The following is a 16008-nucleotide window of genomic DNA, read 5'->3' on the forward strand; positions in this document are numbered from 1 at the left end:
CATTTTGAATTGCTGCATAATTTTATCCTTAAATCGATTCCGATCTAAGGAATTATGCAGTAGTGCGATCGCGGCCTGAGACCTGCCGAAATCAGGCCTTGCCAGCCTTCACGTCGAGCACGCGGTTGGCGGCCGAGACGATCGCCTCCAGCGACGCCGCGACGATGTTGGTATTGATGCCGGCGCCGAAGAGTTTGCCACCGGGATAGGAGGTCTCGACGTAGGAGATCGCCGCTGCGTTCGAGCCATGCTGGAGCGAATGCTCGGAATAGTCCTCGACCGACATCTCGATGCCGAGATAATGCGACAGCGCGTTGATGAAGCCGTCGATCGGACCGTTGCCGCGCCCTTCGATGCGCTTGATATCCCCATTGTCGGTGATCTCGGCTGCGACGATCCGCTGGCCCTTGTGCTCAGTGTCAGGATAGGTGTGATGGTCGACGAAGCGCAGGCGCCCTTCCGGCTGCGTCACGTAGCGCTCGATGAAGCGGTCATAGATGCGCCGGGACGGAAGCTCCTTACCCTCTACGTCGGTGATGCGCTGGATATCCTCGCGGAATTCCACCTGCAGGTTGCGCGGCAGGTTCAGCCCGTAATCCTGCTGCAGGATATAGGCGATGCCGCCCTTGCCGGACTGCGAGTTGATGCGGATGATCGCCTCGTAGGAACGACCGACATCACGCGGATCGATCGGCAGGTACGGGACTTCCCACACGGGATGGTTGGCGACCTGTGCTGCCTTCATACCCTTGTTGATCGCATCCTGATGCGAGCCGGAGAAGGCCGTATAGACCAGCTCGCCGACGTAAGGATGACGCTCGCCGATCGCCATCTGGTTCGAATATTCGAACACTTCCTTGATGCGCTCGATATTCGAGCAGTCGATCTCGGGATCGACGCCTTGCGTGAACATGTTCAGCGCCATCGTCACCATGTCGACATTGCCGGTACGCTCGCCATTGCCGAAGAGCGTGCCTTCGACGCGGTCGGCACCAGCCAGCAACGCCAGTTCGGCAGCGGCAATGCCGGTGCCGCGATCGTTATGCGGATGCAGGGAAACGATCAGGTTCTCGCGATTGTCGAGGTTGCGGCACATCCATTCGATCTGGTCGGCATAGACGTTCGGCGTCGCCATCTCGACGGTGGACGGCAGGTTGATGATCAGCTTGTTATCGGGCGTCGGCTTGACGACCTCGATGACGGCATTGCAGATCTCCAGCGCCACATCGAGTTCGGTGCCGGTAAAGCTCTCCGGCGAATATTCGAAACGGTAACCGCCGCCGGCCTTCGTGGCCATATCGGTGATCATCTTGGCGGCATCGACGGCGATCTGCTTGATCCCCTGCACATCCTTGGCGAAGACGACGCGGCGCTGCAACTCGCTGGTGGAGTTGTAGAAGTGCACGATCGGCCGATTTGCGCCTTCCAGTGCTTCGAAGGTACGGGTGATGAGTTCCGGGCGGCACTGTACCAAGACCTGCAGGGAGACGTCGTCGGGCACATTGCCCTCCTCCACGCACCAGCGGGCAAAGTCAAAATCGGTCTGCGAAGCCGAGGGGAACCCGATCTCGATTTCCTTGAAGCCCATCTCGATCAGCAACTGGAACATGCGCGCCTTGCGATCGTGGCCCATCGGGTCGACGAGCGCCTGGTTGCCGTCGCGCAGGTCGACCGAGCACCAGACCGGTGCCTTGGTAATGGTCTTCGTCGGCCATGTGCGGTCGGGAATGTTCACCTGCGGATAGGCCCGGTATTTCACCGCGGCGTCGGGCATGCCTTTTGCGGGGGCCGTCTTGTTTGTGGAGGCCACCTTATTTTGGGAAGATTGCGTCTTCGCGTCCATCGTATCGTCTCCTCGTCCCGGCATTTGCCCGCTCTTAGCCGATCACGTCGGGCTTGGCGATAAACAAATGCGGACCTTGTCGGTCGTTAGGTCAATTTTGAAAGTGAGTCGCGAGGAGCGATGGCCGGGCGGGCTTTCGGCCGCCGGGCGCTCCTCAAGGGACCCGGCAACCGCGCGTAAGGCCGAGGAGAAGAAGCGAGGTCAGGGCGCGCGTATTGTCACGCAGGGCGATGCGGCCGCGTGCAATCGTGTCAGAAATTCTGGCGCCAGTGGTCTTCATGCCCGCGCTTATAGCCTCGGACGGTAAAGCTGGCAAGTCCTTGCCCGGCTTTTGGTCGCCGCCAACATTCGACGAACTGCCCACCTATTGCCGGCGGAGCTGCTTGAAAGCGCCAGGATCCGGCCTTTGGAGAGCACAACGACCTTCCGTTACCTCGACTGAGCTCGGTCTCTCCAAATCTTCACCAACCGCGACAGCGCCAGCATCAGCCCACCCGCGATCAGGCCCCAGAAGGCACCGGAAATGCCGCCGAAGGAAACGCCGGAGGCGGTGACAAGGAAGGTGATTGCCGCCGCCTCGCGCGAGTCCGGCGCCTGGAACGCCGACATTGCCGAGGACGAGAAGGCTCCGACCAGCGCCAGCCCCGCTACCGCCTCGATCAGGATCGAAGGTGCGAGCGCGACGAAGGCCGTCACCGCGCCGGCGAGCAGCCCGAGAATGATATAACCGACGCCGGCGATCAGTGACGCCCAATAGCGCCGCTTCGGATCGGCATGGGCGTCCTGTCCGGCGCACATTGCCGCGGTGATGGCTGCCAGATTGACCGCGTGGCCGCCGAACGGCGCCGACAGCAGCGAAAAGAAGCCGGTGACGGCAAAGAGCGGACCGGGCTTTGGATCGTAGTGGTTGACCTTCAGCACCGCGATACCCGGAATGTTCTGCGAGGCCATGGTGACGATGAAGAGCGGCAGCGCGATCGAGATGAGGCCGGCAAGATTGAACACCGGCCGGACGATCTCCACCGTCGGCACCAGTGATTGTTCCAGCGAGCTGAGCGCATCGTCGGGGATATCGACGCCGAAGGCGAGCACCAGCACGAACGCCGCGAGTGCTGCCGGCACCGCCCAAAGCCGCTTGAAGGCGCCGACGACGATCCAGGCGACGACGATTGGTAGGCCGAACAGCGGATTGAAGCCGATCGCCTTCACCGGCGCGAAGCAGAGGCCGATCAGCACGCCGGCGAGCATGGCATTGGCGAGTGGTGCCGGAATTGCGGCAACCGCCCGCCCGAGCGGCTTGAACAGCCCGGCAACGATAATCAGCGCAGCACAGATCAGGAATGCCCCGACCGCCGCATTGAAGCCGCCCTCGATCACCCCGGTGCTTGCCAGCAGTGCGGCACCCGGTGTCGACCAGGCGATGCTGACCGGCAATCGGGTCACGGCACTCAGCACGATCGCGCAGACGCCCATGGAAATCGACAATGCCATCAGCCCGGAAGCCGCCTGTACATCCGTGGCGCCGACCGCCTGCAGCCCGTGCAGCACAACGGCGAAGGAGCTGGCGGAACCGACGAAGGCGGTCAGCAACCCCATGAACAGGGCTTGGACGGAAAAATCTTTGAGCATGGCGGGACTCGAGCTGCGCGAATGCCGCATGGAGCATGATGGTTGTCGCAGGCGCAAGTCCGGATTCATTGCTTTCCGTTCAGACCTTGCCGCTAGCACTGTCCGAAAACAGAACGCCCTCACCTGCGATCGGCAGGCAAGGGCGGGTTCTTGCAGTTTTGGCTGAGAAAACTCAGATATCGGCCTGCGACGTCACGATCCGTGAAACGAGGCCATATTCCTTCGCCTCTTCGGCCGAAAGCCAGTAGTCGCGATCCGTATCCTTGTCGATCTTGTCGAGCGGCTGGCCGGTGGCCGCTGCCATGATCCTGTTCAGACGCTCGTTCATCTTGATGATCTCGCGCGCCTGGATTTCGATGTCGGATGCCATGCCGCGCGTGCCGCCGGAGGGCTGATGCAGCAGGAAGCGCGTGTTCGGCAGGCACAGGCGCCGCTCCTTCGGAGTGGCGACATAGATCAGTGCGCCGGCGGAGGCGACCCAACCGGTGCCGATCATCCAGACCTTCGGCTTGATGAACTTGATCATGTCATGAATGGAATCGCCGGATTCGACGTGGCCGCCGGGCGAATTGACATAGATGCGGATGTCCTCGTCGCTGGCAGCAGCAAGCGCCACAAGCTGCGAGCAGACCTTCTGCGCCAATTCCTGATTGATCGGTCCGTAGATGAAGATCGAACGCGACTTGAAAAGATTCGCCTCCGTTTCCTTGCCGAGCGGCAGTTCCTTCGTCTTGTCGTCCTGGTCTTCGTCGTTCATTCGAACCTCTTGGAGATGAATTCGGGTTCCTCGCACATAGTGCGACTCAATGCCTAAAACAATGCGGGAAAAACACAAGGCACCGAAGCGATGGAGATATCCTTAAGAAGCCGCGCGCGGTTCTGCAAGCCTTACTGAATTGTAACGGCGAAAGGCTTTGAAAAGCCTAAATCGGTTCCTACCTCAGCCTCACGCGGCAAATGCCGCATCAGATCATTAGGAGGCAGGACAATGTCACCCGAAGAACGCCAATTGCTGACCGCCCTCTTCGACCGCGTGCGCACCGCCGCAGCCACGCCGCGCGACCGCGACGCCGAAGCCCTGATCGACCAAGCGACGCGTGAGCAGCCGTCGGCCACCTATTATCTGGCCCAGGCCGTCATTGTTCAAGAAAAGGGGCTGGAGGCGGCCGCCAACCACATCAAGGAACTCGAGGAGCATGTTCGCCAGCTGGAAGCCGGCGTGAGCGAACACCGCCAGGCCGAACAGGGCGGCGGCTTCCTGAGCTCGATCTTCGGCAACACCCAGACGCAGCAGCCGGCCCCAGTTCCGTCCAACCCCGGTCCTTGGGGCCAGTCCCGCAGCTATGACGATCCCCGCGACGGCAATGTCCGCCAGACGCCACAACAGCCGACCGGCCCCTGGAGCCAGCAGGCCTATGCGCCGTCGGCCGGCGGCAGCTTCCTGCGCGGCGCACTCGGCACGGCAGCGGGCGTTGCCGGCGGCATGCTGCTTGCCAATTCGCTGAGCGGCATCTTCGGCAACCACATGTCCTCGCTCGGCTGGGGCTCGCCCTTCGGCGCCAATCCCTTCGGCAATGCCAGCGCCCCCACCGAGGAAACCGTCATCAACAACTATTACGGCAATGACGACACCCGCCAGGCCTCCGATAACGCCGGCGACAAGGACGACGACAACGCCAACGTGCAGCAGGCCGATTACGACGACGGCGACGATTACGCCGACGACTCGTCCAGCGACGACGTTACGGATGTGTGAGATCTAGCGGCCAAAGAATGGGCGGCCGTTGGCTTTACCATTGCCGCACCGTCGCCCGGCCCTTCGCTTGGGCTCAGGGCGTTCGCTGCTGCAATCGATTCACTGGATCGATTGCTCGGGCTGCGCCCGAACGCAACTCACCCACGGCCGCGATAGCTGGCAACGCCCTGTTCCGGCAGCCACACGCCTTCCGGCGGCTTGCCCGTCTGCCAGAAGACGTCGATCGGAATGCCGCCACGCGGATACCAGTAGGCGCCGATCCTCAGCCACCGGGGATCGAGCAACTCGACGATGCGCTTGGCGATGTAGATCGAGCAATCCTCGTGGAAAGCGCCGTGATTGCGGAAGGAATGCAGGAAGAGCTTCAGCGACTTCGATTCCACCAGCCATTCGCCCGGAATGTAGTCGATGACGATATGGGCGAAATCCGGCTGCCCGGTCATCGGGCAGAGCGAGGTGAATTCCGGCGCGGTGAAGCGCACGACGTAATCGGTGCCGGCATGGTTGGACGGCACTTTTTCAAGCACCGCCTCCTCCGGCGATTGCGCGGTTTCGGTCTGCTGACCCAGCATCGACAGGCTGGAAACATCGGTACTCGGCATTATGCCTCCTTGACGACTTTGACGCGGATGCCGTGAGCCTTTTCGCCCTCCGGCTCCACATGAATTGCGATAGTGGCGCCCTCGTGCACTGCCCTGATGGCATCCTCAAGGCGGTCGCATATATCATGCGCCTGCCGCACGGACATCCCACCGGGCACCACCATGTGAAAATCGATGAAGGTGACGGTGCCTGCCCGCCTCGTTTTCAGGTCGTGCACGCCGATCGAACCCGCCGCATGGGTGGCAATCGCCTGCTTGATCGCTTCTTCCTCCTGCGGCTCCACCGCCTGGTCCATTAGCCCGCCAATCGATTGCGAGATCACCTTCCAGCCCTGATAGAGGATGTTGACGGCAACGAGAATGGCAAGCACCGGGTCGAAGATCGCATAGCCCGTTGCCAGCGCCAGCAGCAGGCCGACGAGCACGCCGACAGAGGTCACCACGTCGGACATGATGTGCTGTCCATCCGCCGTCAGTGCCGCCGAACGATGCCTGCGTCCGGTTCTGATCAGCAACCGCGCCCAGACCGCATTGATGACACCGGCCGCGAAATTGATCGCAAGCCCGAGCACAGGTGCGTCCAGCATGCGCGGCTCGGCGAGATAACCGACGGCTTCGTCGACGATCAGCAGGGCAGCGACGACGATCAGCACGCCCTCGGTCACGGCAGACAGATATTCCGCCTTATGATGGCCGAAGGGGTGATCGTGATCGGCCGGCTTCTGCGCATAGCGGATCACGAAGAAGGCGATGAAGGCGGCAGCGACGTTGACCGACGATTCGAGCCCGTCCGACAGCAGCGCCACCGACCCGGTAACCCACCACGCCACCATCTTCAGACCCATGACGCCGAGCGACAGTGGAATCCCCCACATCGCCAGCTTCCGAACCGTAAGATCGCCGTTGTCACTCATATCGTCCCCCTGCGGTTGCGAATGAATTGCAGCATCTAAGCCGTTGAAACGCAAAACCGCCCACGCGAATGTCGCGCAGGCGGTTCAGTTGAGGGTGATATGGGCGATGATGGAGGATTTGTCAAAGGGGAATGACACGCCCTTCACAGGCGTTACCGTCCCTGGCCGGAAAGCAGCCCCAACGAGCGATCCCGATGCCCGGTACAGTGCGGCTCAAGGAGCGGGGTCGGAGAGCAAAGATTGCGGCCAGCGCAAAAGAGCAGCCTGCCCTGCAGACGTCAGGGCGTAGACGCCCTTGTCCACGCGTTCGAACCATCCGTAGACGTTGTCACGCAGGATCGAGCCGGCCTTGGGCGTAAGCGCCTTCATATCCCGCGGCCGCACCAGTCCCTGGGCGAGTGCTGAAGCACAGAGCAGCGCCTGTTGGCGATAGGCGGTCATGATCGGCGCCCGCGAGCCACCACCGACGGCGGGATCCCCACGGCGGCGCTGATGCTCCTTGACGAGGCGCGAGCGCCGTTTCGGATTGGTGCGCGGCATCGGCGAGACGGAACTGACGATGACGCTGACCTCGCCCCCATCGGAGACGCCGAGCATGCCGATACCGAGCCTTCGGCAGAGATCGCGGTAGCGTCTATCGGCCTCTCGCCCGCGGCCCTTGGCGGAAACGCGGGCCGCAACCCAGACTTCATCGCTCAACGCCGCGCGATCGACCGCCTGGAGAAGCAGTTCGAGGTTGAAGGAGAGTTTCAATTCGCAGACCACCACGACCGGCGGTTCGGCACCGTTCAAGCCGACGAGATCGCATCCGCCGACCTCGCCCTTCACGACATAACCGGCCGCCTCCAGGAAGGCTTTGACCGGCAGGTAGAGCGACGTCTCCATGGTGAAAACGGCGCCTCAGGCGGCGTTGAGATCGGCAATCTCGCCATATCGTGCAAGCAATCGCGGCGACGACATGTCGCCGGTTTCCTCGTCGACGATCACGGCATAGGCGGCCACGCCGACGAAACGCTCAGCCATCGCCGAAGCGATCTTTTCCGCGCTGACGGAGTTCGATGCCTGGCGCATTTCGCCGGGAACGAGATTGCCGCGGTTCTTGCGGTAAGGGAGAACGATGAACTTTTCAGCATTGGCCACGGCGATAGGTTCCAATTGATCGTTCCTGAAATGTTCCGATTTGCCGGAAGAAGTCAAGTCGCGGCCCGACGGCCCAATGGGCGGCCCTTCCCACAGGAGGAAGGGCCAGGCGAAATTGCGGTCAGGCAGCCTTCGTCTTCACCTTGCGTGCCAGATGCGCCACGACATTTTCGATCATCCGCATCCCGGCATCGCCACCGAGCGTCATGATCGATTCCGGATGAAACTGCACCGCGGCGATCGGCTCCTTGGCATGTTCGATGCCCATGATCGTGCCGTCGTCGCTTTCCGCCGTGATGATGAACTCGCGCGGCAGCGTCGAGGGATCGGCAAAGATCGAGTGATAGCGACCAACCGTCACCTCCTTGGCAAGGCCGGAGAAGACGATGCCTGGTTCCAGCACGCGGATGCGCGACGGCTTGCCGTGCATCGGCAGCGCCAGATGGCGCAGTTCCCCGCCATAGGCTTCGGCGATCGCCTGCAGACCGAGGCAGACACCGAAGATCGGCAGGTTGCGCGCCCGCGCCTTCTTGATCGTCGCCTTGCAGTCGAAATCCTTGGGCGTTCCAGGTCCGGGCGACAGCACCACGAGGTCCGGGTTCAACCGGTCGAAGATTTCCTCCGGCACCGGCGTGCGCACGGTCGAAACCGTCGCCCCCGTCTGGCGGAAGTAATTGGCGAGCGTGTGGACGAAGCTGTCCTCGTGATCGACGAGCAGGATGCTGACGCCCTTGCCGACGCTCGCGACGTCGCGCTGGACCCTGCCGGAATTGCCGGTCTTGGCGTCTCGGATGGCGGAAAGCATGGCAGAGGCCTTCAGTTCTGTTTCGGCTTCTTCTTCGTCAGGAATGGAATCGTTGAGCAGCGTCGCACCGGCGCGCACCTCGGCGATACCGTCCTTGATGCGCACGGTGCGCAGCGTCAGGCCGGTGTTCATGTCGCCATTGAAGCCGACCATGCCGATCGCCCCACCATACCAGGCGCGTGGGCTTTTTTCATGGCTCTCGATGAAGCGCATCGCCCAGAGCTTCGGGGCGCCGGTAACGGTGACGGCCCAGGCGTGGCTGAGAAAACCGTCGAAAGCGTCCATGTCGTCGCGCAGCCGCCCTTCGATATGGTCGACCGTGTGGATGAGGCGCGAATACATCTCGATCTGCCGGCGGCCGATCACCTTGACCGAACCCGGCTCGCAGACACGGCTTTTGTCGTTGCGGTCGACATCCGAGCACATGGTGAGCTCGGACTCGTCCTTCTTCGAATTCAGGAGCTTCAGGATCTGCTCGCTGTCGGCGATCGGATCGTCACCGCGCTTGATCGTGCCCGAAATCGGGCAGGTCTCGATGCGACGGCCGGAAACGCGCACGAACATTTCGGGCGAGGCGCCAACCAGATATTCCTGATGGCCGAGATTGATGAAGAAGGAATAGGGCGACGGATTGATCGCCTTCAGCCGCTTGGAAATGTCGGACGGCTTGCTGTCGCAACGCTCCATGAATTTCTGCCCGGGCACGACTTCGAAGAGGTCGCCCTTGCGGAAACTTTCCTTCGCCTTGGTGACGAGCTCGGCATATTCGCCTGGCCGGTGATCGCTCTTCGGCGGAATGGCATCCGTGTGTTTGAAGGGCTCCGCTGCGATATGCTGGGCCTTGCCCTCGGTCGTCACGCCGTCTTTTTCGAAGTCGTAACGGTCGACCCAGGCCTTGGCGGCGTAGTTGTCGACGACGAGGATCTCGTCCGGCAGGTAGAGCACCATGTCGCGCTGGTCGGAGGGTCGCGTCAGCTTCAGATCGATCGCGTCGAACTGGAAGGCGATGTCGTATCCGAAGGCGCCGTAGAACCCGAGGCTCGCATCCGCCTGCGAATAAAACAGGTCGGTGACGGCGCGCAGCACGGTGAAGACCGTCGGCATCTTCGAGCGCTCTTCCTCGGTAAACACCCGGTCCGGCGTCTTGACGGTGAGGTCGAGGCGACGGGCGGAAGAAGCGCCGAGCACGATGTCGGACACCGTCTTCAGCCGCTCGGTCACGAAGCCGAGGATTACCTCGCCGCGTTCATTATAGGCCTCGATCCAGACGTCGCGCCCGAAGGAAGAGATGCCGAGCGGCGGATCGACGACGGCGGTATCCCAGCGCGTATAGCGGCCCGGATATTCGTAATTCGACGAAAACACCGCACCGCGGCGCTCGTCGAGCTTGTCGACATAGGAAGAGACCGCATCGCCGTAGGGGATCGCCCGCCGCTGCCGCGTGACTGATATGCCGCCTTTGGTCTCGTAGATTTCCGCACCATCATCCCGCAGGATCGTTACCATTGTTCCACTCCGTTATCGGGGCCCGGACGACAGGCGGCCATAAAACAAAAAAAGCCGCCTCGAAGTTTCGGGCGGCTCACTCGTCGTCTTTGAACACGATTGGTCGAGGCCGCCTTAGCGAACCCACCACCAAACTGCAATGTTCAAGGACTTGATCATGGAAAAATTGTTAGCCTGAGATCAGCCATTGCGCAAGAGGCGAATGCGGGAATGAAAAGGGGCGGCCCGAAAGCCGCCCCTCCCCAGCCTTGAAGAGGTGATCGCGATCAGAAAGTCTTGGTGATCGACACCTTGAACGTACGGCCCGGCTCCGAATACCACTCCTGCGGCTGCGACGCCGTCACCGAGGTCAGGTTGACGTCGCGCACGGCGAGCGCATTGTAATGCTCCTGATCGAAGATGTTGTAGACACCTCCCTGGATCCGCAGACCCTTCAACTGTTCCGGCGTCCACCATGCCGTCAGATCGACGACACCATAACCGGGCGCATCGAATGTGGTCGCAGCATCGTCGTCAGGCATGGCTGCCGAAAGCGTCGAGGAAAGATCGAAACCGTAGTTGTCGTTGCTCCAACCGCCGCCGATGATCGCCTTGAAGGGAGCAACCGATCGCAAATATTTGCCTGTATCCTCGTTGCGGCCATAGGCATAGGCAAGCGACGCATGCAGGTTGATGCCGTTGTTGAACGTCTTGACGGCACTGGCTTCAACACCCGAAATCGTGGCCGCAGAGACGTTGGTGTAATTAAATGTCGTGAAGCCGGTCGCGTCGACGCTCGTCACCGTCTGGATAAAGTTCTGGTAGCGGGTGTGGAAAGCCGCAATCCGACCGGTAAAATCGCCCGTATCGAAATTGGCGCCGATTTCGACGCCGCGGCCGATTTCCGGTTCCAGATCAGGATTGCCAAGCTGGGCATAACGACCCGTCGGGTTGTAGAAGCGGCTGTAGAGCTCGTCCACGGTGGGTGCACGGAAACCGACTGCCAGCTGTGCGTAAATCTGCACGTCAGGCGTCAGCTCGTATGTCGCAAGAATCTTCGGCGACAGGCCGGCTTCCGTCCGATCGTTCAGGTCCCCGAAACGGGTAAGCCCGGTATTGCTTGCGAAACTTCCGCCGGTCGAGGGATTGTAGTTGAACCAGTCGAAGCGGAAGCCGGGTGTCAGCGCGAAGCCGGTATTGCCGATTTCGATTTTGTCTTCGAAGGTCAGCCCAAGATTCTGGCTGTCGACATTGGGCACTTCCGCCTGGTTGTTCAGCGCCGGGCACGTTGTGGGCGTCGGGCAAAGGGCCCAGCTATACTGGCTCCAGCTCGAAACGCCGACGTCGAGACCAACGCGAACGGAATGGCTGAGACCGGAATATTCGAAATCCTTCGTCGCCGTGCCGCTGAAGCCCCAGGTTTCGTTTTCTATCTGGTTGTTACGGCCGTAAGCCACATTGGCAGTCGTACGGCCTCTGCTGCCGGCTTCCTTCTTCAGATCCAACCAGTAAAGCGTGGCTCGCGCACTGCTGAAGAATGCGTCGGAAGACTGCGCCTCATAATCGTAATCGAGAGAAACTCGGTCGCGGTCGCGCAATTCGCGGCCGTCATAATTGTCGATCAGGAAGTTGCGGGGCGTAGTGCCGCCCTGGAGCTCGCGCAGGTCGGTCTTGAGATCGCGCCGGAAGCGTTCGGCCGTCAGGCCGATGCGATGACCACCTTCGAGCTCCTGGCGCAGCTTGAAGAGCAGGTTGTGCTGGTCGAAATCGGCGGGATCCGCCTCGGTACGAGGACGGCCATAGCTGTCATTGTCACCCATATTGTCGCGTTCATGGCCCTTGCGGTAGCCGCCCTGAAACAAGATCGACGTGTTACCGATCTTCTTGGCAGCCGCCGCCGAGCCGGAAATGCTGCGGTCTTCGCTGTCGTATGTCGACTTGACGATCGCACCCCAATCCCGGCCTTCGGGAATAAGATCCTCCGGCTCGAGCGTATTGAGAACGATGGCGCCGCCGAGCATTCCCGAGCCACCCTTGCTCGAATCCGCGCCTCGCACAATATCGAGCGAGGAAAGCGAATCGAAATCGAAGGTGTCGCCGCCGCCATTGGCGTTGGCCGGCGCGAAAGCTCCCTGGCGCGAACTATTCGAAATATACGGGATCGGAATGCCGTCGATGGTGGTCAGGATGCGAGCGCCGGAAAGACCGCGCAGGTTGAAGCCCGCGTCGCCGCGTGAATAGTTCACACCTGCATCGACGCTGCGGCCGATATCGTCAAAATTGGTGACCTGCTTTTCTTCCAGCGTCTTGGCGGTGATCTCGGTCGCAAGCGGCGTGTCGGCGACGCTGCCCGGCGCCACGCGTTTGCCCTTGACGACGATCTTCTGCAGGACGGTGCTGTCATCCGTCGTGGCTTGTGGCGTGGTTGCCGGAGCGCTTTGCGCGAAAGACTGCGAAACAGGAAGAACAACTGTGGCTGCCGTGCAGACCAATAGAACCGAACGCCAATGCCGGACGATCATAACCTACCCCTTAATGATGATTACCGGGCTGGCTGGTCGTGGCGCGTCGAACGCTCGATGGGCTGGCTGGGCTTTTGCGGATGAAGACGATGCAGAATTCCGCCTTCTTTTTGCCGCATAAAAAACATGAGAAGTATTGTCAACATAAACCGGCGACTTATGTTGAATAAACTAATCAAGTTTTAATGATCTCTCTCGACGTTGCGAAATTGCAACGAAATCCGCCCGCTTGCGTTATCCCTAGCTATCGACACCAGGGAATCGGATGCGTTGAGAAAACTTGCGATACTGGCGATCCTTCTCGCCGCAACCGCCGTTCTTGCCGGTGCCCGCCTGCCCGTTCACGGCCCTCTGCCACAACAAAGGCCGGATATCGAGGGCACTTCCGCACCCACCCCCGATTCAAATGCCGGAGGCACGCAACCGCCGCCGGCCGCAGAAATGCCCACTCCTGAACCGAAGCCCGACACTCAAAAACCAGAGACCCAAAAACCAAAGACATCGACGCCGAACGAAACGGCGACACCGAAAACCGAACCCGCCAAACCAATGCAGGGTCCGCCACTTCCCCCAGGGAAGGAAAACCCGCAGGGTCCGACTGAGGAGAACAAGCCCCCCGCCGCACAAACACTTGAGGAACAGCATCTGACGATCGAGCCCGAAAGCGATGCCGAACACGCCGAGTGCACGGCTGCGCTTCAGGCCCAGGGCGTCGTCTTCAAGGACACGCCACGCATCGACGACGGCAATGGCTGCGGCATCGACAAGCCGATCATCGTCTCCGAAGCACTGCCCGGCATCAAGCTGAAGCCGGAGGCGACGATCCGCTGCCCGGCAGCACTTGCCCTTGCCCGCTGGATGAAGGAGAGCGTCATTCCTGCCGCCTCCGCCGCCCTGCCGGAGCAGGGCCGCATCACCACCGTCAACCAGGCAACGTCCTATATGTGCCGCCTGCGCAACGGCGCCGAAACGGGCAAGATCTCCGAACATGCCCGCGGCAACGCCATCGACATTGCGAGCTTCCATTTCGAAAAGGGCGAAGATGTCGCCGTCCGCTCCCGTCGCGAGGATCCGACGCTCACCGGCGCCTTCCAGCGCACCGTCAGCGCCGCCGGCTGCCTCTACTTCACCACCGTCCTCGACCCGGAAAGCGACGCCGCCCACGAAACGCATTTCCATCTCGACGTCATCGAGAGGAAGGGCAACTATCGTTATTGTCACTAAAGCATGATGCTGAAAGCAAAGCCGGATGGCGGCGAGCTTGCGTATCGCATGATCCTTCTCGGCAGGCCGAAGGGCCAAGCGCAATCTGCTTGGCCTCCAGATGCGACATTGCCGCTCAGCACCCCGACTTCCGCTTACGGCGCGTGAAGCAGACTTTCCGGTGGATCGCGGTTTCAAGCCGCCAGGCTTGCGATCCTTTGGACCAGCCAGAACATCGCGGCGGTGCCCACGATGTAGGCTGCCCCCTGACGTGCCAGCGTGGGCCGTATTGTGCTCAAGGCGCCCGCCACCTTGAACAGGATCAGCACTGCGGCCACGAAGATCAGCTGTCCCGCCTCGACGCCAAGGTTGAATGTCAGAAGGCCGAGCGGCACATCTGATTGCGGCAGACCGATCTCCTTGAGAGCGCCAGCAAAGCCGAAACCATGCAGCAGCCCGAACGCGAAAGCCACGACCCACGGATAGCTCTCGGAAAGTCGCCTTTCGCCAGGCCTGATCTTGATCAGTTCGCTGGCGACAAACGCTATGCTGAGGGCAATCGTTGCTTCTACTGGCCTCTGCGGCAGACTGAAATATCCAAGCGACGCTCCAGCCAGAGTGATGCTGTGAGCGACGGTGAAGGCCGTGATCGTCTTCATCAGCATCCATCGATCCCGAATGAGCAGGATGAGAGCAAAAACGAAAAGCAGATGATCGATGCCGGAAAGGATGTGGTCGACCCCCAGCAGGAAATAGGTTTTCGCCACCTCGATGCTGGTTTGCGCGCCGGCTGCGGCGAAGGATGGCATTTCCGGCTTGAGACGGGCAATCTCCTTATTGCCGCGCGCGTATTCGATGCGGACCAGGGCATCGGTCATGGTTGACTGCAGCCCGTTGATACCGATTTCGCCACCTTTCAACCCGCCTGCGCAGGTGACCGTCCATCGCTCGATATATGCGCCGCCTTCGATCGACTTCGTGCGCATGGCCTTCTCCCTGCACGAGACCGGCAGGCGTGCGTAAAGGCTGAGCCGCATCTCGCCTTGCGCCGGGATCTTCCAGACGACCGCGAACTCGTTCGGGGCGGTTTCCCGTATATCGAGATAAGCTGGCCGAATTTCATGGCCGTATCCCGGCACGCTTAGAAATACCAGGAGGAGTAGGCCCAGTAGGGCTCCGAGCCGCATCATGGGCTGGTTTTCGCGTCGGTTAGGCTCTCGATGCGCACGACATACCCTTTGAGAAGCTCCGCAAAACGTTGGTCATCGAGTTCCCTCCGTTTTGCATTGATCCACTCGCGCGTCACGGCGTCGCGCACCTCGTCGAGGCTCGGCACTCGGCCTGGCTTGCGTTCCACCACCCGGACGAGATGAAATCCAAAGCTCGAAAGGACGGGACCTGTCCACTGCCCCACAGGAGCCTTGTCGAGTGCCTCGGCGAAATCCATCCCGAAAGTCTGAGCGATCGATGTCTTGTCGGTAAGTGGCAGATCGGACGGAAGCATAGTGGCATCACCGAGCGATGTGTAATCTACCGCAGGATTGGTCAGCAGTACCTGCAGGTTGGAGGTTGCGTCCCGTGCGACTGTCTCGCCACGCCGCTCCGGGTTGAGGAAGATCTGTTGGAATGCCAGCTTCGCATCGACATCGAACGCCCTCGGATTGGCCGCCAGATAGGCCTCCAGTTCAGCATCGGTGGCACCGAGCGCATCGGCGTCCGCGACGTTCAGGAACTCCATCTTCTGGCGCAAGCGGCGACGAACAACCGTGTCGTCCTTGTCGAGCCCAAGCGCAAGGGCCTGACGAACGAGGATCTCCTCCTTCACATAGTCGTCGATGAGGCCCTTGAGTTCTTCCGCAGTCGGTGAACGCTGCCAGGTCTTGGTGAACAGGATGGCCATCTGCTCAACCTTCGGTGCCGTTACCACGATGCTGTCCGGCCCGTCTTTCGCGTCGGTGCCGATTGCCCCGTAGGCCGCGAAAATCAGCAGCGCCAACAGCAGGAAGTGGACCAGCGGTTCCCTCAACACACTCTTCAACACCATCGCACTTGCTCGTTTACGGAGTGAATGGGCCCCGAAAGGTTCGGCGGCCCACATAGCCGCCGGCA

At 61.1% G+C, this 16008-nt stretch carries 13 protein-coding genes; 2 read left to right on the top strand and 11 right to left on the bottom strand.

All coding sequences use genetic code 11. The annotated features are described in order from the left end of the window. Positions 1–91 precede the first annotated feature (91 nt). The 3 genes from leuA to MOV76_RS19260 form a co-directional block, all read right to left on the bottom strand. Positions 92–1843, bottom strand: a complete 1752-nt coding sequence (leuA, locus tag MOV76_RS19250; RefSeq protein ID WP_047618613.1) for a 2-isopropylmalate synthase — start codon at positions 1841–1843, stop codon at positions 92–94. A gap of 429 nt (positions 1844–2272) precedes the next feature. Continuing rightward, on the bottom strand, positions 2273–3502 hold the full coding sequence (locus MOV76_RS19255; RefSeq protein WP_247265077.1) for a benzoate/H(+) symporter BenE family transporter: 1230 nt from the start codon (positions 3500–3502) through the stop codon (positions 2273–2275). A gap of 142 nt (positions 3503–3644) precedes the next feature. Then, a complete protein-coding gene (locus MOV76_RS19260; protein WP_003561390.1) occupies positions 3645–4229 on the bottom strand; it encodes an ATP-dependent Clp protease proteolytic subunit in 585 nt (194 codons plus the stop codon). A 231-nt stretch (positions 4230–4460) separates the two neighbouring features. Between MOV76_RS19260 and MOV76_RS19265 the strand changes: the two genes are divergently transcribed. Continuing rightward, positions 4461–5228, top strand: a complete 768-nt coding sequence (locus tag MOV76_RS19265; protein WP_018243075.1) for a DUF2076 domain-containing protein — start codon at positions 4461–4463, stop codon at positions 5226–5228. A 137-nt stretch (positions 5229–5365) separates the two neighbouring features. Here the strand turns inward: MOV76_RS19265 and queF are convergent, their stop codons facing one another. From queF to MOV76_RS19295, 6 genes are all read right to left on the bottom strand, one after another. Continuing rightward, a complete protein-coding gene (gene queF, locus MOV76_RS19270) occupies positions 5366–5830 on the bottom strand; it encodes a preQ(1) synthase (protein WP_018446703.1) in 465 nt (154 codons plus the stop codon). Beyond that, a complete protein-coding gene (gene emfA / locus MOV76_RS19275; RefSeq protein ID WP_018243077.1) occupies positions 5830–6744 on the bottom strand; it encodes a CDF family cation efflux transporter EmfA in 915 nt (304 codons plus the stop codon). Before emfA ends, queF begins: the two co-directional genes overlap by 1 nt. 213 nt (positions 6745–6957) lie before the next feature. Beyond that, on the bottom strand, positions 6958–7629 hold the full coding sequence (locus tag MOV76_RS19280; RefSeq protein ID WP_247265078.1) for a DUF2161 domain-containing phosphodiesterase: 672 nt from the start codon (positions 7627–7629) through the stop codon (positions 6958–6960). 15 nt (positions 7630–7644) lie between these two features. Next, entirely contained in the window at positions 7645–7884 is a 240-nt protein-coding gene (locus tag MOV76_RS19285) for a hypothetical protein (RefSeq protein ID WP_003561395.1), read from the bottom strand. A gap of 121 nt (positions 7885–8005) precedes the next feature. After that, positions 8006–10195, bottom strand: a complete 2190-nt coding sequence (locus MOV76_RS19290) for an anthranilate synthase (RefSeq protein ID WP_018243080.1) — start codon at positions 10193–10195, stop codon at positions 8006–8008. A 266-nt stretch (positions 10196–10461) separates the two neighbouring features. Further along, on the bottom strand, positions 10462–12696 hold the full coding sequence (locus MOV76_RS19295; protein ID WP_247265079.1) for a TonB-dependent hemoglobin/transferrin/lactoferrin family receptor: 2235 nt from the start codon (positions 12694–12696) through the stop codon (positions 10462–10464). 270 nt (positions 12697–12966) lie between these two features. On the opposite strand from MOV76_RS19295, the gene MOV76_RS19300 reads away from it, so the two are divergent. Beyond that, positions 12967–13920: an extensin family protein gene (locus MOV76_RS19300; RefSeq protein ID WP_247265080.1), complete on the top strand. Its 954-nt coding sequence runs from the start codon at positions 12967–12969 to the stop codon at positions 13918–13920. Positions 13921–14093: 173 nt separating this feature from the next. On the opposite strand, the gene MOV76_RS19305 is transcribed toward MOV76_RS19300, so the two are convergent. Continuing rightward, positions 14094–15089, bottom strand: coding sequence for a HupE/UreJ family protein (locus MOV76_RS19305; RefSeq protein ID WP_247265081.1), 996 nt, complete (start codon positions 15087–15089; stop codon positions 14094–14096). Next, positions 15086–15997: a peptidyl-prolyl cis-trans isomerase gene (locus MOV76_RS19310; protein WP_247265082.1), complete on the bottom strand. Its 912-nt coding sequence runs from the start codon at positions 15995–15997 to the stop codon at positions 15086–15088. The genes MOV76_RS19305 and MOV76_RS19310 overlap by 4 nt, the downstream gene beginning before the upstream one ends. Positions 15998–16008: the final 11 nt, after the last annotated feature.

It is taken from the genome of Rhizobium sp. PRIMUS64 (assembly GCF_023006465.1).
In the GTDB taxonomy this organism is placed as follows: Bacteria; Pseudomonadota; Alphaproteobacteria; order Rhizobiales; family Rhizobiaceae; genus Rhizobium; species Rhizobium leguminosarum.

Excerpts from the sequence above, each read along its gene's own strand:
- leuA (WP_047618613.1), bottom strand. The coding sequence starts at position 1,843 with ATGGACGCGAAGACGCAATCTTCCCAAAATAAGGTGGCCTCCACAAAC.
- MOV76_RS19255 (WP_247265077.1), bottom strand. The coding sequence starts at position 3,502 with ATGCGGCATTCGCGCAGCTCGAGTCCCGCCATGCTCAAAGATTTTTCC.
- MOV76_RS19260 (WP_003561390.1), bottom strand. The coding sequence starts at position 4,229 with ATGAACGACGAAGACCAGGACGACAAGACGAAGGAACTGCCGCTCGGC.
- MOV76_RS19265 (WP_018243075.1), top strand. The coding sequence starts at position 4,461 with ATGTCACCCGAAGAACGCCAATTGCTGACCGCCCTCTTCGACCGCGTG.
- queF (WP_018446703.1), bottom strand. The coding sequence starts at position 5,830 with ATGCCGAGTACCGATGTTTCCAGCCTGTCGATGCTGGGTCAGCAGACC.
- emfA (WP_018243077.1), bottom strand. The coding sequence starts at position 6,744 with ATGAGTGACAACGGCGATCTTACGGTTCGGAAGCTGGCGATGTGGGGG.
- MOV76_RS19280 (WP_247265078.1), bottom strand. The coding sequence starts at position 7,629 with ATGGAGACGTCGCTCTACCTGCCGGTCAAAGCCTTCCTGGAGGCGGCC.
- MOV76_RS19290 (WP_018243080.1), bottom strand. The coding sequence starts at position 10,195 with ATGGTAACGATCCTGCGGGATGATGGTGCGGAAATCTACGAGACCAAA.
- MOV76_RS19295 (WP_247265079.1), bottom strand. The coding sequence starts at position 12,696 with ATGATCGTCCGGCATTGGCGTTCGGTTCTATTGGTCTGCACGGCAGCC.
- MOV76_RS19305 (WP_247265081.1), bottom strand. The coding sequence starts at position 15,089 with ATGATGCGGCTCGGAGCCCTACTGGGCCTACTCCTCCTGGTATTTCTA.
- MOV76_RS19310 (WP_247265082.1), bottom strand. The coding sequence starts at position 15,997 with ATGTGGGCCGCCGAACCTTTCGGGGCCCATTCACTCCGTAAACGAGCA.